Annotated in this window: 19 protein-coding genes; 4 read left to right on the forward strand and 15 right to left on the reverse strand. The window is 54.2% G+C overall.

Features of this window, described 5'->3' with window-relative positions:
* Window positions 1–44: 44 nt before the first annotated feature.
* The 10 genes from bcsQ to GS12_RS06870 all read right to left on the reverse strand — a co-directional run bounded on the left by bcsQ (window position 45) and on the right by GS12_RS06870 (window position 11,047).
* Window positions 45–842, reverse strand: coding sequence for a cellulose biosynthesis protein BcsQ (gene bcsQ / locus GS12_RS06825; protein WP_034945183.1), 798 nt, complete (start codon window positions 840–842; stop codon window positions 45–47).
* On the reverse strand, window positions 833–1,450 hold the full coding sequence (gene bcsO, locus GS12_RS06830) for a cellulose biosynthesis protein BcsO (RefSeq protein WP_034945186.1): 618 nt from the start codon (window positions 1,448–1,450) through the stop codon (window positions 833–835). The genes bcsQ and bcsO overlap by 10 nt, the downstream gene beginning before the upstream one ends.
* Window positions 1,451–1,821: 371 nt before the next feature.
* Window positions 1,822–2,829, reverse strand: a complete 1,008-nt coding sequence (dppF, locus tag GS12_RS06835) for a dipeptide ABC transporter ATP-binding subunit DppF (RefSeq protein ID WP_034945188.1) — start codon at window positions 2,827–2,829, stop codon at window positions 1,822–1,824.
* Window positions 2,819–3,805 (reverse strand): dipeptide ABC transporter ATP-binding protein, encoded by a 987-nt coding sequence (dppD, locus tag GS12_RS06840; protein ID WP_034945191.1) that lies wholly within the window; start codon window positions 3,803–3,805, stop codon window positions 2,819–2,821. The genes dppF and dppD overlap by 11 nt, the downstream gene beginning before the upstream one ends.
* 10 nt (window positions 3,806–3,815) lie before the next feature.
* Entirely contained in the window at window positions 3,816–4,718 is a 903-nt protein-coding gene (dppC, locus tag GS12_RS06845; protein WP_034945194.1) for a dipeptide ABC transporter permease DppC, read from the reverse strand.
* Window positions 4,719–4,728: 10 nt separating this feature from the next.
* Window positions 4,729–5,748 (reverse strand): dipeptide ABC transporter permease DppB, encoded by a 1,020-nt coding sequence (gene dppB, locus GS12_RS06850; RefSeq protein WP_034945197.1) that lies wholly within the window; start codon window positions 5,746–5,748, stop codon window positions 4,729–4,731.
* Between the two features lie 199 nt (window positions 5,749–5,947).
* Entirely contained in the window at window positions 5,948–7,558 is a 1,611-nt protein-coding gene (gene dppA / locus GS12_RS06855) for a dipeptide ABC transporter periplasmic-binding protein DppA (RefSeq protein WP_034945200.1), read from the reverse strand.
* Between the two features lie 574 nt (window positions 7,559–8,132).
* The gene (gene eptB, locus GS12_RS06860; protein ID WP_034917937.1) at window positions 8,133–9,827 is read right to left on the reverse strand and encodes a kdo(2)-lipid A phosphoethanolamine 7''-transferase; all 1,695 of its coding nucleotides are present in this window, start codon (window positions 9,825–9,827) and stop codon (window positions 8,133–8,135) included.
* Between the two features lie 230 nt (window positions 9,828–10,057).
* Window positions 10,058–10,486, reverse strand: coding sequence for an organic hydroperoxide resistance protein (locus GS12_RS06865; RefSeq protein ID WP_034945203.1), 429 nt, complete (start codon window positions 10,484–10,486; stop codon window positions 10,058–10,060).
* A 102-nt stretch (window positions 10,487–10,588) separates the two neighbouring features.
* Entirely contained in the window at window positions 10,589–11,047 is a 459-nt protein-coding gene (locus GS12_RS06870; RefSeq protein ID WP_034945206.1) for a MarR family winged helix-turn-helix transcriptional regulator, read from the reverse strand.
* A gap of 65 nt (window positions 11,048–11,112) precedes the next feature.
* Between GS12_RS06870 and GS12_RS06875 the strand changes: the two genes are divergently transcribed.
* Together GS12_RS06875 and GS12_RS06880 are read left to right on the forward strand one after the other, a co-directional pair.
* Window positions 11,113–11,703: an HD domain-containing protein gene (locus GS12_RS06875; RefSeq protein ID WP_034945209.1), complete on the forward strand. Its 591-nt coding sequence runs from the start codon at window positions 11,113–11,115 to the stop codon at window positions 11,701–11,703.
* 72 nt (window positions 11,704–11,775) lie between these two features.
* The gene (locus GS12_RS06880) at window positions 11,776–12,396 is read left to right on the forward strand and encodes a hypothetical protein (protein WP_034945212.1); all 621 of its coding nucleotides are present in this window, start codon (window positions 11,776–11,778) and stop codon (window positions 12,394–12,396) included.
* 55 nt (window positions 12,397–12,451) lie between these two features.
* On the opposite strand, the gene GS12_RS06885 is transcribed toward GS12_RS06880, so the two are convergent.
* From GS12_RS06885 to GS12_RS06905, 5 genes are all read right to left on the reverse strand, one after another.
* Window positions 12,452–13,093 carry an RpiB/LacA/LacB family sugar-phosphate isomerase gene (locus GS12_RS06885; RefSeq protein WP_034945215.1) on the reverse strand — a complete coding sequence of 214 codons (642 nt, stop codon included), beginning with the start codon at window positions 13,091–13,093 and terminating at the stop codon, window positions 12,452–12,454.
* Window positions 13,094–13,116: 23 nt separating this feature from the next.
* Window positions 13,117–13,878, reverse strand: coding sequence for a 2-dehydro-3-deoxy-D-gluconate 5-dehydrogenase KduD (gene kduD / locus GS12_RS06890; protein ID WP_034945259.1), 762 nt, complete (start codon window positions 13,876–13,878; stop codon window positions 13,117–13,119).
* A 173-nt stretch (window positions 13,879–14,051) separates the two neighbouring features.
* The gene (locus tag GS12_RS06895; protein WP_034945218.1) at window positions 14,052–14,732 is read right to left on the reverse strand and encodes an oligogalacturonate-specific porin KdgM family protein; all 681 of its coding nucleotides are present in this window, start codon (window positions 14,730–14,732) and stop codon (window positions 14,052–14,054) included.
* A gap of 33 nt (window positions 14,733–14,765) precedes the next feature.
* Complete coding sequence (locus GS12_RS06900) at window positions 14,766–16,829, reverse strand: right-handed parallel beta-helix repeat-containing protein (protein ID WP_152601368.1); 2,064 nt, start codon at window positions 16,827–16,829, stop codon at window positions 14,766–14,768.
* A 58-nt stretch (window positions 16,830–16,887) separates the two neighbouring features.
* Window positions 16,888–18,450 (reverse strand): MFS transporter, encoded by a 1,563-nt coding sequence (locus GS12_RS06905; protein WP_034945222.1) that lies wholly within the window; start codon window positions 18,448–18,450, stop codon window positions 16,888–16,890.
* 397 nt (window positions 18,451–18,847) lie between these two features.
* On the opposite strand from GS12_RS06905, the gene GS12_RS06910 reads away from it, so the two are divergent.
* Entirely contained in the window at window positions 18,848–20,014 is a 1,167-nt protein-coding gene (locus tag GS12_RS06910; RefSeq protein ID WP_034945225.1) for an oligogalacturonate lyase family protein, read from the forward strand.
* Window positions 20,015–20,036: 22 nt separating this feature from the next.
* Window positions 20,037–20,324, forward strand: a 288-nt coding sequence (locus GS12_RS06915) for a cupin domain-containing protein (protein ID WP_034945227.1), incomplete at its 3' end; no start/stop codon positions are given.

The raw sequence follows: 20,324 nt of genomic DNA on the forward strand, positions 1-20,324 counted from the left end.
CGCAGGCGGCCACGGCGCAGCGGGCATCTCTGTCGTCAATGTCACTAGCGCGATCTGATCGGGGCATGCATCTCCCCGCCGCCAACTTTGATATCAAGCAGGGCGGCAACGCGCTTGCTGACCAGTTCGATATCAAATGCAGCGGCAGACACCGGACTGAAATCGTAGATGGCCTGCTGCGAGGCATTGGCTTCCGCCACGCTCTCATCACGATTAATCACGCCCAGCAGTTTGTCTCCCAGTCGCTGCTCCATAAAGGCTGTGACATCGCGGCTGATATGGCGGCGGCTGTCGCTCTGGTTAATAACAAAATAGTGACCGGTACGCTGATTCAGTGCGCCGCCAATCAGTCTGTCATTTTCAATCTGCGGCAACAGCGAGAGAGAAGCGGTATCCGCCAGCATCACCACAAGATGTAAATCGGCAAGATCGCGCATTGCCTTTAGGGCCGGACCGGGGCCGGGCGGAAAATCTGCGACAATCACCAGTCCCGGATAGTTAAGAACGGTGTGCAGGCCTCGCGCCAGAAAGTTAGGATCTTTCGTCAGATTATCTTCAAATACAACACGTTGCTCTTCAGTCACCTCGCCATACGGCATCACAAAAATGTTGCCGCCGGTCGTGAGGATTGACTGACTCCAGTCCGGCGATTCCGCAGATTTTGCGACAAAACCGCGCCCGTCAGAGAGCGGAACGCCGAAATGCAGGCGCAGCGCGTTCTGCACGTCGAAGTCGATGGCCAGCACCTTGCTGCCGCTGCGCGCCAGCGTGTAGGCCAGATTAGCCGCAAGGGTGGTTTTACCCACGCCACCCTTGGGCGAACAAACGCAAACTAACGGCATGAGGCAATGCTCTCCAACAAAGGTTGCAGCAACGTCTCTTTCGATAACGTGATCGATGAGGCGTCGGGCGTTGGGCTGAATAGCTGTTTAAAACGCGGCGGCTCAGCAGATTCCACCGGCCGGACAGCGTGCTGTACCGGGGCCTGCTGCGGCGCGATTTGCTCTGGCGGTATCGGCGCGATTGACTCTGCGGGCGCGGCCGTTTCAGGTGCGGCGGGCTTAAGCGAAGCAGAGATGCTGCTCATCAGCGAATCTGCGCTCTGGGCAGCCGGTTTGGCGGCAACGAAGGTGGCAACGCTCTGCTGCTGCGCGGGCGCGGCATAAGGCCGCACCACAGGTCGGGAGGCGGCGTGCGGCTCAACGGGCGCACGGCCTTGCGCGGGCGTTTGCAAGACAGCAAAAATATCAGCCGCAATGGGCTGAGGCGCAGGCACGTCCAGCCGCTGACCGTTGCCCAGCCCCTGATCCAGACCCTCATTTTTTAACTGCTTAATGATGGCCCAGTTGGTGCTGTCAGCGTCCCTGGTCTGATCGGACATGTCCTTGAATTCGATATGGTTTGTCTGCGTTTTTTCTTTAAAACGCTGTAGATCATCATAACTTTTCATTGGAAGCGATCGCGGAAGCAGGAGATTTGGCGGCAATATAACATACAATTATTTTTTTCATCAGATGATTCTTATCATGATAATTTAACTGTTTGCGGGCGGAAATTATTTTATTTGGCGTAATCGATTAATCAACAATGTGATTATTCACGAGTGAAGTAATGAAATCAGGCAAGAACAGCAATAACGGCGCGCATCTCATTCACAGCGCAAACTAATTTAATCATTCTGTGTTTTATATTACTTTAGCGACAATTATCAAATTATCTACTGTTACGCCTGCTTTTTTGACAAAAGTCTTCACTGTTCAGGCCGCTGGCAAAAAAAAGAGCGGGCCGATGGCCCGCTCCTCAATGAGGTTGCGCATGCGATCATTTGCCGACCGGCACGCCCTCTTCCTGATCAACCGCGAAGCAGGCGATTTGCTGATCGCCATACTGCTTCAGCTTAGGCTGAAGCTGCGTGCACGGGCCGAAACGACGACGGCAGCGGGCGTTAAACGCACAGCCCGGCGGTGGACTCAGCGGGCTTGGCAGCTCACCGGTCAGCTTAATGCGCTCGCGGCGCTCGTCCGGGTTGAGACGCGGCGTGGCCGACAACAGCGCCTGGGTGTAGGGATGGCGCGGATTGGCAAAAATAGCCTCTTTGCTGCCGCGCTCCACGCAACGGCCCAGATACATCACCATCACTTCGTCCGCAATATGCTCTACCACCGACAAATCGTGCGAGATAAAGACGTAGGAGAGCCCCAGGTCCTGTTGCAGATCCATCATCAGGTTCAACACCTGCGCGCGTACCGACACGTCCAGCGCGGAAACCGGTTCGTCGGCGATCAGCACGTCCGGATCGAGCATCAGCCCACGCGCGATAGCGATACGCTGGCGCTGCCCGCCGGAAAACATATGCGGATAGCGATCGTAATGTTCTGTTTTCAGGCCCACTTTCGCCATCATCGCCAGCACTTTCTCACGGCGCGCGGCCTTATTGAGGTCGGTATTGATCAACAGCGGCTCTTCAAGGATCTGGCTGACTTTCTTGCGCGGATTCAGCGATCCGTACGGGTTCTGGAAGACGATCTGAATCTTCTGGCGACGCAGTTTTTGCGCGTGCGGATCGTGCTTGAGCAGATCCTGCCCCTGATAGAAAAGCTGTCCTTCGGTCGGCGTTTCGATCATCGTCAGCAGCCGACCGAGCGTTGATTTACCGCAGCCGGATTCGCCAACTACCGCCAGCGTTTTGCCGCGCTCAAGGTTGAACGAGACGCCGTCCAGCGCCTTGACCAGACGCTCCTGGCCAAACAGGCCCTTCTTCACCGGGTAGTGCTTTTTCAGATCGATCGCCTGCATCAGCAGCGTCGAATTATCGTGTTCAGGCTTCATAAGTTGGTCTCCCGGCGTCATCCAGCGGATAGTGACATTTGGACTGACGCCCCGGAATATCGCGTAGCGCCGGCTCTTCAGCCTTGCAGCGGTCGGTGGCCCAGGGGCAGCGCGGATTGAGCAGGCAGCCGTTCGGGCGATCATATTTACCCGGCACGACGCCCGGCAGCGATGCCAGACGCGCCTTGTCGACAGCAAACTCAGGCAGCGCGCGCAGCAGCGCCTGCGTATAGGGATGACGCGGCGCTTTAAAGATATCGACCGCTTTGCCGGTTTCCACCACCTGCCCGGCGTACATCACAATAATATGCTGGGCCGCCTCGGCGACCAGCGCCAGGTCGTGGGTAATCAGGATCAGCGCCATGTTCTCCTGACGCTGAAGATCGAGCAGCAGCTCAATGATCTGCGCCTGAATGGTCACATCCAGCGCGGTGGTCGGTTCATCGGCGATCAGCAGCTTTGGACGGCAGGCGATAGCCATCGCGATCATCACGCGCTGACTCATGCCGCCGGAGAGCTGATGCGGATAGACGTCCAGCCTTGATGCCGGATCGGGAATGCCCACCTGCGTCAGCAGATCGACAGCGCGCTGGCGGCGGGTGCGCTTGTTGCCGCCCTGATGCACCTTGATCGCTTCCATAATCTGATAGCCCACGGTATAGCACGGGTTCAGGCTGGTCATCGGATCCTGGAAAATCATCGCCACTTCAGAACCTACCAGCTGGCGACGCTCTTTTTCAGAGATGCGCTTCAGGTCGCGCTGGTTGAACTCCAGCTTATCGGCCATCACTTTGCCGGGGAAATCGATCAGCCCCATAATCGCCAGCGAACTGACCGATTTACCGGAGCCGGATTCGCCCACAATTCCCACCACCTGGCCCTGTTCGACCTGATAGCTGATGCGGTCTACCGCACGGAACGGTGCCTTCTCGTCGCCGAAATGCACCGATAGTTTATCTACATTCAGTAATGCCATCGGGTGCCTCTTACTGCTTGAGTTTCGGATCGAGCGCGTCGCGTAAGCCGTCGCCCATCAGGTTAAACGCCAGAACGGTCAGCAGGATAGCGAGACCGGGGAAGGTCACCACCCACCAGGCGCTTTGCGCATACTGCAACACATCGGAGAGCATGGTGCCCCACTCCGGCGTTGGCGGCTGCGCGCCCATTCCCAGAAAACCCAGCGCGGCCATATCCAGGATGGCGTTGGAGAAACCCAGCGAAGCCTGCACGATCAGCGGCGCAAGGCAGTTAGGCAGAATATTGATGAACATCTGGCGCATCGCGCCCGCGCCCGCCACGTTTGATGCGGTAACATAGTCGCGATTGACCTCAACCAGCACCGCCGCGCGCGTCAGACGAATATAGTGCGGCAGCGCCACAAAGGTCAGCGCAATCGAGGCGTTGACGATGGACGGGCCGAAAATCGCCACCAGCACCAGCGCCAGCAGCAGGCTCGGCAGGGCCAGCATGATATCAACCAGCCGCATAATGATGGCATCGGTCACGCCGCCGACGTAACCGGCGATCAGGCCGAATATCACGCCGAGGATCAGCGACAGTACCACCACCAGACAGCCGACCAGCAGCGACAGGCGTGCGCCATACATCAGGCGCGTCAGCACGTCGCGACCCACGTCGTCGGTGCCAAGAATATACTGCCAGCTCCCGCCGTCCTGCCAGACCGGCGGATGCAGCAGCGCGTCGCGAAACTGCTCGGATGGCGCGTGCGGCGCGATAAAGTTGGCGAAAATGGCCACCAGAAAAACAATCACCACGTACACCAGGCCCGCGACGGCGCCTTTGTTACGCTTGAAGTAGTGCCAGAACTCCTGAACAGGCGTCATGGGCTTGGGTGCAGCCGGAACGCTGCCCGGATCGATAACGGTCATTCTGGCCCCCTTATTTCTTGTGACGAATGCGCGGGTTAACCACGCCGTAAAGCACATCAACCAGCAGGTTGACCAGAATGATCAGCGTTGCCACCATCAGTACGCCACCCTGCACCACCGGATAGTCACGACGCTGAAGCGCATCGATCAGCCAGCGGCCAAGGCCTGGCCAGGAGAAGATCGTTTCGGTCAGAATGGCGCCCGCCAGCAGCGTGCCCACTTGCAGACCGATAACGGTGACCACCGGCAGCATTGCGTTGCGCAGGGCGTGGACGACAATCACCCGCATGCGCGTCAGGCCTTTGGCGCGCGCGGTGCGGATATAGTCCTCGCCCAGCACTTCCAGCATCGCCGAGCGCGTCATGCGCACGATAACCGCCAGGGGAATGGTGCCCAGCACGATGGCAGGCAGGATCATGTGCATGACGGCGTCTTTAAAGTCGCCCGGTTCGCCCCAGAACAGGGTATCAATCAGCATAAAGCCGGTGAGCGGCTGTGTATCGTCCAGAAAGACCGTATCGCCAACGCGCCCGGCAACCGGCGTCAGATTAAGCTGCACGGAAACCAGCATGATCAGCATCATGCCCCACCAGAAAATCGGCATTGAGTAACCGGTCAGGGAGATACCAACGGCAGTGTGATCGAAAATTGAGCCGCGTTTGACCGCAGCCAGCACGCCAACAGGAATACCGACGGCAACGGCGAAAATCATCGCGCAGAAGCCCAGTTCAAGGGTGGCCTTGAAGCGCGGCACAAACTCTTCCCACACCGGAAGGCGGCTTTTCAGTGAGATGCCTAAATCGCCATGGAGCACGCCATAGACGTAGGAGACATATTGCTGCCACAGCGGCTTATCCAGACCCATCTGGGCCATAAGCTGCGCGTGACGTTCGGGAGACATTCCGCGCTCGCCTGCCATAATCAACACCGGATCGCCGGGGATCATATGCACAAACGCGAAGGTTAACAGGGTGATACCAATAAACGTTGGGATGACAAGCCCCAAACGTCGGAATATGAACTGCAACATAATCCGCTTCTCTGTAAGTTCCCGCAGGATCGTTGCCTGCGAGATTATAATTGCTCACATCTTGCGCGGGGTGAACCCCGTCGCGACGCTGATAACAGCGCCTTTACCATTTTTGCTTCCGAGCGATAACACGGGAATGGGCCGGAAACCTCCGGCCCGACAGGGATTGCGAAACGGGCCGGCGAACCGGCCACACGCATTATTCCTGAATATCAACGTTCTCGAAGTGATGTTTACCTAATGGATCAACCACGTAGCCAGAAACCTTTTTGCTCACCGGCTCGTAAACCGTTGAGTGCGCGATAATCAGCGCAGGCGCCTGGTCATGCATCACGACCTGAGCCTGTTTGTAGTACTCAATACGTTTGTTGTGATCGGCTTCAGCACGGGCTGGCTGAATCTGATCTTCAAACGGCTTGTAGCACCAGCGAGAGTAGTTAGAACCGTCTTTCGCCGCCGCACAGCTGAACAGGGTGGCGAAGAAGTTGTCCGGGTCCCCATTGTCGCCGGTCCAGCCCATCATCACGCTCTGATGCTCACCCGCTTTGGCGCGTTTCAGGTATTCGCCCCACTCATAGGTGACGATTTTGGCTTTCACGCCGATTTTCGCCCAGTCAGACTGGATCAGCTCGGCCATACGACGCGCGTTCGGGTTGTACGGGCGCTGTACCGGCATTGCCCACAGGTCGATGGAGAAACCGTCCGGCATGCCCGCTTCTTTCAGCAGCTCTTTGGCCTTCGCCGGATCGTACGCGTAGTCCTGCACCGCGTCGTTGTAGCTCCACATGGTCGGCGGGATCAGGTTCTTCGCTTCCTGACCGGCGCCTTTGTAAACGGCATCAATAATGGCTTTCTTGTTCACCGCAGTAATCAGCGCCTGACGCACCTTCTGGTTATCCAGCGGTTTCTTCTCGGTGTTGAACGACAGGTAACCGACGTTCAGGCCCGGCATCTGCATCAGGTTAATGTTTTTGTCTTCCTTCATGCGGGCGATGTCGGCCGGGTTCGGGTACGGCATCACGTGACATTCGCCTTTCTGAAGCTTGGCGTAGCGCACGGAAGCATCAGGCGTGATGGAGAAGACCAGGCGATCGATTTTTGGCTTGGTGCCCCAGAACTGATCGAACGCTTTATACAGAATGCGTGAATCTTTCTGGTATTGCAGCAGCTGGAACGGACCGGTGCCGACCGGGTTCAGGTCAATTTTTTCCGGCGTTCCGGCTTTCAGCATGTTATCGGCATATTCCGCAGACATAATTGAGGCGAAATCCATGCCCAGGTCAGCAAGGAACGGCGCCTCAGGACGCGTCAGCACGAAGCGAACGGTATTGTCGTCCACCTTCTCGATTTTGCTGATGAGCTTAGGCATGTCCATGCCTTCGAAGTATTCATAGCTGCCGCCAGAGACGCCATGGAACTTGTTGTTCTTGTCTAACTGGCGCTCAAAAGAGAACACCACGTCGTCGGCGTTGAAATCACGGCTCGGCTTGAAATCTTTGGTGGTTTGCCACTTCACACCTTTACGCAGGTGGAAGGTGTACACTTTGCCGTCTTCGCTGACTTCCCATTTCTCGGCCAGGCCAGGCTGAAGCTCGGTCGTACCGATTTTGAACTCAACCAGACGGTTGTAGATCGGAACTGAGCTGGCGTCATAGGTGGTGCCGGAAGTAAAGAGCTGCGGGTTGAAACCTTCAGGAGAGCCTTCTGAACAATACACCAGGGTTTTTGCCTGGACGCCAGCGGCTACGGTGAGAGCGATAAGGCTCAGACCAACCTTCAGCGCCCCTGTCTTAGCCAGGGAAATTCTCATGCTTCTGCTCCAAATGTGATGTGGTGTTGTGTGTACTTATTCGCCCGCCGTGATTTTTTTTTGTGCGGCGTGCGCGACGCTTTTCGCCTCGGTGATGCGCTGCGGATTTGCGTAGCCTGACGGCATAAAACCATCGGATAAATCCGCATCCCTTTTTCACTGAGGCATCAATTTGTCAACAGTTGCGAAGAACGTCAATACAACTGTCAGGTATTTACATAGAGTGTGAGTAACAGCAAGCAAATATAAAAAAAACCTTTTCGTTACAAATGCAGTCTTATACACCCATCAACCCACCAATAAGCAGGCAAAAAGAGTGCTGCTGTGGCGAAAAACAGGGATTTACTTCATAAAAAAAGAATTAACTCTGTCCATTAATCGGCTTCTTTGTGAACGATACACTTTGCTTATGGCTGACAAGGTAGCTAAATATGCTGCCTTTCTGGCATAGGATGTGCGCCCGGCGGCAATAATTGTCATAAGCGAAATGTGGAGCGAATTAAGCGTTTTTCAGCCGCTACGGGCAGCGCGCCCCACCCGGCGGTGAGGCGCTTTTAACAGAAAGGGAGAGGGGTTACAGCGTGGTGTGCTGCGGCGCTTTATCCGGATCGGCACACCAGTTATTTTTTTCATTGATGCCGCCATCCGGCGAGGTGTAACCCAGGCAGCCAAGAAGGGTATCGAACAATTCAACGTGGCGATGCGTCTTACCTACGCGCTGTTGCGCCTGAAGGCGTTCAAAGGCGCTGAGGTTGTTGGGATCGGCCAGGTATTTATCTGACGCCCAGACGATCATCGGCACGCGGAACTGCTCCGGCGGCGCCATCTGGCGCGGCGTGCCGTGAAAGTGCATGTTATCGCTGATCGATTCACCGTGATCGGCCGCGTAGAAAACAATGGCTTTTTTATCGCGCAGCTTATCAAACACGTTATCCAGCACCGTATCGGTATACAGCACCGAGTTATCAAAAGCGTTAATCAACATATCTTTACTGCACTCGCTGTCGACGCCCATGCACTCCGGCTGATAGCGGGCAAATTCACGCGGGTAGCGCTGTGAATAGAGATAGTGAGAACCTTTGGTGTGCAGCACCACCAGATGCTTGCCGTTGGGATGGCGATCGAGCGATTTTTGCAGTTCCGGCAGCAGCAGCATGTCATCTACCGATTTACCCTGGTTCTGTTTTTCAGATCCTATCTGCTCACGGAAGGCGAAATTGTCGGCGTCAGTGTTGTTGTAAAACCACACTTCACTCTGCATCGCAAAGAGTTCCGAACTGAAGCCAAGTTCTTTCATTACCGCAAACACGTTCTGCTCTTTCAGCGCGCGGCCAGGGCCGTCATCGGTGCCGCCTTCGCGCACGAACATGCAGCGCAGCGACAGCTTGGTTGAGGTATCGCAGGATTCGCCGCGAAAGGCGACCAGATTCTTCTCTTTAGAGAGTTTCGGCGTGGTGTCGCGCGCGTAGCCCAACAGCCCCATATGATCCCAGCGGGTGGTTTCGCCAATGACAAAAACGACATAGGTATCGTCCAATCCTGCCGGCGCGTTATAGGTGAATTTTTTTGCCGGATCGAGCAGCGCTTTGCTGTCCATCTCTTCATCGTAGCTGGTATAGGCGAACAGCCCCAGCGCCGTCAGCCAGTTAGACGGCAAATAAGAGTGGGCGACCACCCCGCCGTAGCTGGGCAGATCGATATTGGTGACTTTTTCGTTACGATTCTGCTGCTTATCAAAATAGCGAATCGGTAGCCAGACCAGCGCTACCGCCAGCAACAGCGTCAACATCGGACGCAGCCGCTGCCCCGGCGTTTTTATCTGCTGGATCAGCGTCATGTGCAGCGCGTTGCGCCAGATCAGCAGCAGCGGCAGCAGGCTCACCGCCACCATCCATACAATAAAATGAACGCCGATCACCTCTTTCGACAGATCGGTGTCGGTAGTCATTACCGAGGCGACGATGCCGTAACCAATCACCACGTTGAAGAAGCTCATATAGTAGCTGGCCGCAACGGAGATCAGCACCAGCGCCGTGGCCATAATACGCCAGAACAGCCGTCCACCAAGAGACAGCAGCCGCATCAGAAAAAACGTCAGCAGCACGATTGCCACGACTTCAGCCAGCGCCGACAGCCACTGTGTCGCCTTGAAATGGCTCAAAAAAGGGTCAAAACGACGGTAAAATACCGAAAGATTGAGGAAGATACCGATATAAACGGCCAGCAAAAGCGAAATCTTCTGCTGGGTAAGTGATTTGATATAATTCATTAACACAGTTTCCCGGCGCAACTAAACAATTCTTAAACGCTAATCAGACCGTGCCGCTGCGCCAGAGTTCGAATATCGCTGCGATTATTCTATGCAATGCGGCGTGGCTTCAGGTTGTCAGGTAAAAAAAGAACGCGCACTTTACCCTGCAATGCCGTTTCAGGCGACGAAAAAATGCGCAAAAGGCGGGAAAAACGATTTGAGGCGGCGCTGACCGCCTCAAAGATGGGTCAGTTGATGATATTTAACGTCACGTCGATATTGTCACGCGTGGCGTTAGAGTAAGGACAGACGATGTGCGCCGTATCAACCAGTTTTTTCGCTTCAGCCGCATCCATCCCTTCCAGATGAATGTTCAGTTTCACTTCAATCGCAAAACCGGTGGCAATCGCGCCGATACCCACTTCGCCTTCGACATACGCCTCTTTTGGCATAGCGATTTTGTCGCGGCCCGCCACAAATTTCATTGCACCGAGAAAGCAGGCTGAGTAGCCAGCCGCAAAAAGCTGCTCAGGGTTGGTGACGTCGCCGCCTGCGCCGCCCATCTCTTTCGGCACGCCGAGCTTCACATCCAGCACGCCGTCAGAAGACGTTGCGCGACCATCACGGCCGCCGGTGGCTTTTGCTTTGGCACGGTAGACAACTTTTTCGATAGACATAATAAGGCTCCGGTTTGTTGAGATTTCAAGTAATGAACGAATTAATCGTGCACGATATATAAAGCGTTTTATGAGTACAGATGCGCTTCATAGCGGCATCTTTTACTTATTCAGATTATCGCGGAAAGTTTCCAACTGATTTTTCAACGATTGCAGCATCTCGCTATCGCAGTCGGAGGCACAAAACACCGACTGCGGAATCCCGACCGCTTTGCTCCTCAGCGCGCGCCCTTCTTCCGTCAGCGTGACCATTACCTGGCGTTCGTCTTTACGCGAGCGCTGGCGGTTGAGTAGCCCTGCGGCCTCAAGCCTCTTCAGCAGCGGGGTCAGGGTGGCGGAATCCAGAAACAGCCGCTCGCCGATATCAGAAACCGTCACGTCATCGCGTTCCCACAGCACCAGCATCACCAGATATTGCGGATAGGTGATATCAAGCTGCGTCAGCAACTGACGATAAAGCTTATGCAGCGCCAGATTCGCAGAGTAAAGCGCAAAACAAAGCTGCTGATCGAGTAACAGTGGCGATGGTTTCACTTTTTTGTCATCTTGATGTGTGCTCATGCGACAAAATATAAATAGTGCACTATATAATTGCAAGCGAATTTTAATTGTGCGGGGAGAAGGGGATGACGTCACTGGAAGAAAAAGCGCGGCGCTATGCGACAAAAGCGCATGCTGCCCTGGATCAGCGTCGAAAGTACACGAATGAGTCCTATATCGTTCATCCGGCTGCGGTAGTGGAACTGGTGCGCAGCGTAACCGACAGCGAGATCATGCTCGCCGCCGCATGGCTTCACGATACGGTCGAGGATACCGATACCACGCAGGGCGATATTGAAAACCACTTCGGCAGCGAGGTTGCCGCGCTGGTCGGCATGCTGACCAATACGCATCCGCCGGAAGCTAAAAATCGCGCGGCGCGCAAGGTGGCGCATTTTCAACATACGGCGCAGGCCTCTGCCGATGCGCAAACCATCAAGCTTGCCGATATTATTGACAATACCTGCTCGATTATTGAGTTCGACGCGCGTTTTGCCCGCGTTTATCTGGTGGAAAAACGCGTACAGATCGCGCTTTTGCCCGACGGCAACCGTGAACTGTGGCAACGCGCTTCTGTGATTATTGAGCAAGGCATTACGCAATTGATGCAGGCGCCTTATCACATTCCGTCAGGGTGGTTTCAAAAACAGCAGCAAAAATATTCTTTCGTCGGGTAAGGTCCGGCACTTATTGGTAAATTCTGTAGCGTGACCTTCCTATAATCGCAGCCAGATAATATGAGGGACACTATGCAATCGGATTTACTGTTTATTCGCTACCGGGCACTGACGTTTTTGGCCTGTGCGGTTTTTCTTTGTGTGTTACTGGGGCTGGTCTTTATTGATGTAAGCTGGATCAACGACGGGGTTCACGAAACGTCTCTCACCGAGATCGCCCAGGAGTTGATGCTGCTGACGATCGCGCTGCTGTGCTTTGTGCGCGCTTACCGTAAGGTCAGCCTGAGGCCCGCTTTGACGCTGATCGGCGGTTTCTATACCTGTATGCTGATCCGCGAGCTGGATTTTGTTTTTGACGCGCTCTCACACGGTAGCTGGGTGTGGTTTGCGCTGATCGTCACGGCAATTTGCGTGGTGATTGCCGCGCTGAATCCGCAGCGTACCGTGGCAGGGCTGGCTGCCGTTTTGCGTCATCCGTCGTGGGGCATGATGAGCGCGGGGCTGCTGACGGTGCTGATTTTTTCTCGCCTGTTCGGCATGCAGGATCTCTGGCGTCATCTGATGCCGGACGGCTACAGCCATACGGTCAAAAACATGGTGGAAGAAGGCGTTGAGCTGCTGGGTTACGGCCTGTGTTTCTTCGCCACCCTGCAATACTTTTTTGGCGCTGAGCGGCTAAAACTTGCTGAATAGCGTGGTGTCGCAGACAGTAAAACGGGCTCAATCGAGCCCGTTTTTATTGAAGCGGTTAAGCATCCAGATACGACTTCACAAAAGCGATAATCTCCCGATCTTTCCCTTGCTCAAACAGGCATTGCTGAAAACGTGGGCCACCGATGGCAGTTTTCACCAGTTCAGGATCGATCGCCCGCAGCGAATCAAGGTAATTCTCTTTCACTACCGCTTTTTTCACCTCGCTCAGCAGGCCCGCGTTGCGTACCTGTGGTTCACGGCGCTCCGGCGGATAGCCTTCGCCACGACGACCGGTAAACGCCTTTTCAAAGATATAACGCAGATTCAGCTCCGCGCCCCAGCCAAAGCCTTTAGCAAACGGCAGCGCCAGCGCATTGCCGTTATTGATCTGGCTGAACAGAAACGCATCCGCCGGATCGATGCAGTAACCGCACGCCACGCCGGGATGGATGTTCAACGACATCAGCGCGCCCTGCCCGGTGCCGCAACCGGTTATCACAAAGTCGACCGCGCGTGCGTTTAACAGAATACTGGCCATGATGCCCAGATGGATATAGGTCAGGTGGTGATCCTGTTCATCACTCATGCCGACATTAAATATGCTGTCACCGTTATCAGTCGCCACCGCCTTAAGCTGCGCCAGCACTATGGCATTTTTCGCCGCCTGGCTGTTTTCCATCATTAAAGCAATATTCATTAGGTTCTCCCTGAGGTCGTTGTTTAACGCGCCAGCCAGCCGCCGTCGACGGCCAGCGTATAGCCATTCACATAGTCCGATGCCGCAGAGGCCAGAAACACTACCGGCCCCATCAAATCCGCCGGTAATCCCCAGCGCCCTGCCGGAATACGTTGAAGAATTTCATCGCTGCGGTCGGCATCAGCGCGCAGTTGTTGCGTATTGTTGGTGCTCATATAGCCGGGCGCGATGGCGTTGACGTTGATATTGTGCTGCGCCCATTCGTTCGCCAGCAGACGCGTCACGCCCAGCACCGCGCTTTTGGAGGCCGTGTAAGACGGCACGCGAATACCCCCCTGAAATGAGAGCATCGACGCAATATTAATAATTTTGCCGCCTGTTCCCTGAGCAATAAACTGCTTCGCCACCGCCTGCGACAGAAAGAATACCGTCTTGATGTTCAAATCCATCACCTCATCCCACGCTTCCTCAGTGAAATTCAGCGCATCCTGACGATGGATCATACCGGCGTTGTTCACCAGAATATCGATATGGCCCATGTTCTTCACCGCCTGCGCCAGCAGGTCGGGCAGCGCCTCAATACTGCCTAAGTCCGCTTCCAGGCTGAGAAAACGGCGGCCAGATGCTTCGACTCGCTCTACGGTTTCATGCGGCGTGGTGCGATTAATGCCGACGATATCGCATCCCGCCTGGGCCAGGCCCTCGGCCATCGCCTGACCCAGCCCCGTATTGCAACCTGTTACGATCGCCACCTTATCCTTCAGTACAAATTGCTCAAGAATCATGATCTCTTCCTGTGATGGCGCGATGAAAATGGTTTCGTTGATGAACAGAGCCGGTTCAGACCGCGCGTCTGTGGCAATACTCAGCAGTTTAGCGCGCACTGAGAAGCCTTTCAAACAATAACAAAACAATGTTTCTTTTTTTGTAAAACGTGACTTCTTTCCTGTTAGCGAGGTCAGAAGTGATATTGCAATCCCAGACGCATGCGCGTCTGGCGATGGTCAGTCACTTTATTGACGCCAATATTGCCCACTTCAGCATAGGGCGACCAGCTGGCGTTCATATTCCACAGCGCTTTAATATTGTGCTCGTAATCCCATTTTTTATTATCAAAGCGAACCCGATCGCTGTGTTTGTAAATATAATTATATTCAAACCGCCAGTCCTGATAGCGATAACCCAGCCAGAATTCCCCGCGATTGGTTTTCATATCCTCCTTATTACGTTGCGTTTCACGCGTATATTCATAACGATAACGCGCCCTGAATGAGAACCCATTGCTGAAGGTGTATCCGGAAGTGATAAATGGCTTATAAATACTTTTATCGCCGGACGACTCCAGTGAAAATCCGGGTTGGACAAACCACGCGCGATTTATTTTATACTGATAGTTAAGAGAACTTTCCGTGCCATTGCTGACCACGTCGTTATAGGGCTGATTGGTGTTATCACCGCCGGATCGCCATTTCGTTTCCAGCGAGAAACCCAGCCCACTGGCAAAGCGGTGCGACACGGACACTCTGTCTTTGTGGGAACGGCTGATATCCTGCCATTCATGACGATAATCAAGGGTAACGGCGCTGACAGGGAGGGCGACCAGCAACAGCGTGCTTAAGATAATATTCCTTTTATTCATTTGACTCTTCCTTTATATAACTGCGTTCCCTGGTTAAGGATTAACAGACTGCGTTGTGATAAATATGTTATTGCTTTTTACTGTGCCGTTGACGGCATCGGGCCACACGCCTGCCGACGTACGCAGTGAGATATTCCCTGAGAACACGCCCTGCTGTTCAGGCGTGACATACGGGCCTGGGCGGAAAATATAATTAAACCGTTTATTATCGATAGCCGTATTATTTTTAACCGCTAAACTTCCCGGATTGAAGTTATCGGTAAAGCCATCCATGCCATTTTCAATGGCCACGCTGTCCGATATTTCGTGTGCGACCGGCAAACCTTCGCCGCCCATTTTAAATCCGTTATTCACGTTGCGCATCGCAACGCTTTTTTCAATGATTACGCGTCCGTTAGGGCCGTCCTCAATTTTATTAAACAGGTCAAATCCATCATCGATATTATGGTGGGCGAAACAGGCGATAAGTTTGTTACCTTCGCCAACGCGCATCTTAACCGCGAAACCGTCTGCATTGATCATGCCGGGATCGCGGTTACCCCATGATTCGGAACGAGAAATGACGTTATGGCTGGCCCACAGCGGCCGTCCGACGTCAGGCGGCGAGGCCACCCAGATGCCGGTATCGTCAGCCTCATACGCTTCTACTTTGTCGATGCGGTTGTGGCTGCCGGCGATCGTGAAGCTCTTTTCCGTCACCTTAATACCGGCGATGTCCCAGTAGCTGGCCGCCAGATTGAAGCCGTGCAGCACCGCGTGATGGCCGAGCGGGCGCAATCGTTTAGGCCGATCACGCGTGCCGCTGACCGCTGCGGGAAAAGTCGTCAGGCTGTAGTCGCCGTCTGCCAGCCACAGCACGCCGCCCGGTGCCAGCAGCGCAGCCGCCGTGGCGATATCGAGCGGCTTCGCCAGGCTGCCGTCGGCATCCGGCTTGCCCGCCGGTGAAGCATAGAGTTCAGCCATGATCGCCACGCGGGCGCGGGTGACGGTGAAACCGTCGCTTATCACCTCGCCGCTTTCGCTGGTGAAGACATAGTCAAGGCGCATCGGGGCTGGCGGCAGTGAAACCGGAACACGTTGCATCTCGCCTGCGATAACGGGTTTCTGCTCAGACAGCGTTTCACTTCCGCTTTTCACCACCAGTTTACCGTTCTGGTTGCTGCGCAGTTGCAGTACATAATCGTCACCTGCCGAGACCGGCGCTGAGGCAATTTCAATCTTTAACGGCACGGGCTTGCTGACGAAGACGTGAGGAACGGCGCTGTGGCGATCGCTCAGCGTCAGCGTTGCGCTGTACACGGTGATTTTGGCATTGCGCGCGGCAAAGAAGCCCACGTAGTAGCCCTCTTTCTCCTGAACCGTCAGCCGTTCGGCATCATGGGTGGACTGAACAATCCATTTGCCTTCTTTGAGGTCGGCCCAGGCCGCCTCGAAACCGCTATCCGTGCGGGAAAGACGCAGACGAAAGCGCGGCGTACTGCGGAGATCGATATTCTGACGCCCCGCCTTGCGTTTGATTTCGATGTCCGCGTTGCCCCATGCATTCACCACGCCGTTACGGGAGATCAGCGCCGTTTTCACCTGGTAAGCAGACTTTTTGTCCTGCGTGATCACCGCGTTCATCACCATGTTGGACGCGGCAGGAAACTCTTCGTAGCCCGGTAGCATCTTCTCCTGCCTTGGCTTGCCGAGCGTATCGCGGAACAGCAGCCCTGCGCCCTCCTGACCGGCCGGTAGCGCGCCGTTTTCCGGGCCAAACTGCTCAATGCCGATCTCCGCCTCCAGTTGCGCATTGGCGCCGGCGGGCACGCGCGTATAGTAGAAGGTCAACCCATCGTGGCTGTTGCCGATCTTGCCGCCGCGACTTTCAATCTGCACCGGCGTTATCAGCCTGCCGCCTGCGTCACCAAGCGGCTCGCCGCCCGCCAGCGTCACCTGATTCACGCCGACCTTGTCCGGCAACACGTTAGTGGCAAAATTGATGTCCGTAGACTGCCCAAACGTAATGGCGTGCCACGTCTGCGTTTCCGGCACGCTGTTCGCTGCGGCGCAGCTGAAGCAGGTGCTAATAAGTAATAAAGCCAATCCTTTCATCATGTCCTTCCTGACTTTTTCCTGTCCCGCACCGTCAGGAACGGGACGATTTCCCTGTTGTTCAGACCGGCTGGATAACGTCTTTAACGCTCTCCGTTGATAACTTCATCTTTTTGCAGATCTCGCTGTTGCCCCAGCACTGCTCGTAGGGATAGCCCACCAGCTTCTCAATAATCGCTCTGGACGTCGGGCTGATAGCACTCAGCTCACCCCCGGCTTTGATACGAGCCACTTCTTCCAGCACCACCCGATGCGTTTTGCGGTTCAGCGTCATCTGATAGCTGAAGACCATCGCAATCAGCGCCAGCACGGTCACGCCGCCGAAAAAGACCCAGGAGATGGCCACCATCGCGCTCTCCGGTTGGGTGTGAGATTTTGACTGGAAGCCGTAATAACTGAGGATCGCGCCCATCACGAACACGATAATTGATCGAACAATTTTCCCGGAAAAGGTCATGGCGCCCGCATAGATACCTTCGCGACGGCGACCGGTGAACACTTCATCAACGTCCGCCAGGAAGGTGTAAACCGTCCAGGGGATATAGTAGACGCCACCCGTTCCCAGTCCGAATATCACGGTGATACCAATAATGATCGGCGTGGTGAGATAGACAGGTAAGTGGAAGAAATGCAGCATTGAATAACAGCCGACGGCGAATACCACCACGGCCAGCGCCCAGATATAGGGCTTACTGAAGCCTTTTTTCACACAGATGCCAATAAATACGGCGGTGGAAAAGAGCTGCAAGATGGCATTCAAACTGTTGAGTCCGGCCAGAATCGACGGGTCATATTGCAAAACGAATATTACATAATAGGTAAATACTGAAGCAAACAGCCACTCGGCGCCAAAGCCAAACAGATACATCCCCAAATGCTTGCGGAACACGCGCAGATAGAAGGTGGACTGCATATCGCGCGCCAGAGAGACCAGCGTTCTCCACAGCGACTGTTTTTGTGGCGCGGGGTCTGCCGCCGCATCTTTGCGTTCCCAGGTATAAAACCAGAGCACGCCAATGGCGATAAAAAGGATTACGCCGTAGCTGAGACCGGTCAGGAAAAAGGGCTGCGCGGAGTCTTTGCCATAAATAAGAATAAATTGTCCGGGAATAAACGCCGCCAGAAAATTGGCAATTTTCCCGAATATCGCTTTAAAGCCGGTGAGCTTTGAACGCACGGCAAAATCATCGGTCATTTCGGTCGCCAGCGTTTCATAAGGCACCATGATCGAGGTGTAAATCAGCTCAAAAAGTACGTAGGTTGAGAGGTAATACCAGAAACCAAAGCCTTCCACCCACAGCAGCGGATAAACCATCATCAACGGTGCGCCAATTAGCAAAAAAAAGCGCCTGCGACCAAAACGTTTACCCAGCCGCGTATGGCCAAATTTGTCGGTCAGATAGCCCATTACCGGATTACTGATTGCGTCAATAATGCTGGCGGTTGAAAAGATGAAAGAGGCTTCCAATAAGGTCAGCCCGCAAAAGGTGGTATAAAAATAGAGTAGCCACGCGCCGGCAATTGCCAGTGCGCCACTACCTAATAAATTTCCGCCTCCATAAGCCAACTGGTGCCCCAGCGTAACCTTGTGAACCTGCCCCACAGATGTGGTATTTGTCGCCATAATATTATGTTCCCTATATATATTCAGAACGATATTTCATTTTTTTAAAACCATTGGTTTATACATAGACTTCAAACTTAAGAATGTGATTGAAATCACGTATAAATAATCAAGACAAGCCATTAACGGGATAAGTTACAGCGTTAACAACAGGTTAATTAAATAAAACAGCCTTCAAATCAAAGGATTAAATTTGTTTTTTATTTCAAGAAAGAGTCTGAAAACTGAAAGGCATGCAGCAGGTACATTATATTTATGCGAAAAGAATCACACAATTAAAAAAATAAAAATCCATTCATATTTAAAATCGGTACACTATTTCTTAGTTTTTAAAACGTTGTTTCTATGTATATTAAATTAACATTGTTTTCATAATCGTGTAATCAGGGAGATCATGATGGCAAAGGGATCGATTATCACTCTCCATTTTCATCATTATAAAGATGCGGGAACAGGCGCAGAGGTCACGCGCCTTACCCCTACGGATGTGCTGTGTCACCGCAACTATTTCTACCAAAAATGTTTCACGCGCTGCGGCAACCGGCTGCTTTTCGCCGCAGAGTTCAGCGGGCAACGTAACTACTACCTGCTGGATATTCCCCGCCAGCAGGCAACGCAGCTCACGGAAGGGGCGGGCGATAACACCTTTGGCGGCTTCCTTTCACCGGACGATCGCTATCTGTACTACGTGAAAAACGAGCGTGAACTGAGAAAGGTTGATCTGACGGACTACAGTGAAACGCTGGTCTACCGCGTGCCGGATGAGTGGACAGGCTACGGCACCTGGGTGGCAAACAGCGCCTGTACGCATCTGGTCGGTATTGAGATTGACCGCAAAGACTGGGAGCCGCTCACCGACTGGTCGATTTTCCACACTTTTTACACCAAAAAGCCGCGCTGTCGTCTGCTTCGGGTTGATTTAAGCGATGGCACAACCCGCACCGTTCATCAGGACAATGTCTGGCTCGGGCATCCAATTTATCGCCCGTTCGACGACAGCTGCGTCGCTTTCTGCCACGAAGGCCCGCACGATCTGGTGGATGCCCGCATGTGGCTGGTGAATGAAGACGGCAGCAACGTGCGTAAGGTAAAAAACCATGCGCCAGGCGAAAGCTGCACCCACGAATTCTGGGTGCCGGACGGTTCAGCGCTGATCTATGTCTCCTACCTTAAAGGGCAGCAGGCGCGCCATATCTGTCGGTTCGACCCTGATAGCGGCCATAACGAAGTAATAATGACCATGCCGGCCTGCTCACATTTGATGAGCAACCACGACGGCAGCCTGCTGGTTGGCGACGGCTCAGGCTCGCCGGTAGACGTGCAGGATGCGCAAGGCTACACCATTGATAACGATCCATGGATTTATGTGTTTGATAAAAAAGGAAAAAGACAGGCGCGACTGGCGGCGCACCACAGTTCATGGCGCGTGCTCGACGGCGATCGCCAGGTGACGCATCCGCATCCCTCTTTTACGCCGGATAACAAACAGGTGCTGTTCACCTCTGATTTCGAAGGGCAACCGGCGCTCTATCTGGCAAGGCTGCCTGACAACCTGTTCGGCTGAATCAATCCGTAAGGAAAACGACATGTTCTGCTTTAGAGAAACGACCGTGGTGGAAGCCGTTGGCGACGGCGTAAGCCGCCGGATACTGGCGCATGGCGGGAAAATGATGGCGGTGGAGGTGAGCTTTGACACCGGCGCGGTTGGGCCAATGCACAGCCATCCGCATGAGCAACTGACCTGCGTGTTGTCCGGGCGCTTCAGATTTACCATTGATGGTGAAACGTATGACGTGACGACGGGCGATACGCTGTATAAAAAGCCACACGTGCTGCACGGTTGCGTCTGCCTTGAGGCGGGCGCGCTGCTGGAT

Source organism: Erwinia oleae (genome assembly GCF_000770305.1).
GTDB lineage: Bacteria > Pseudomonadota > Gammaproteobacteria > Enterobacterales > Enterobacteriaceae > Erwinia > Erwinia oleae.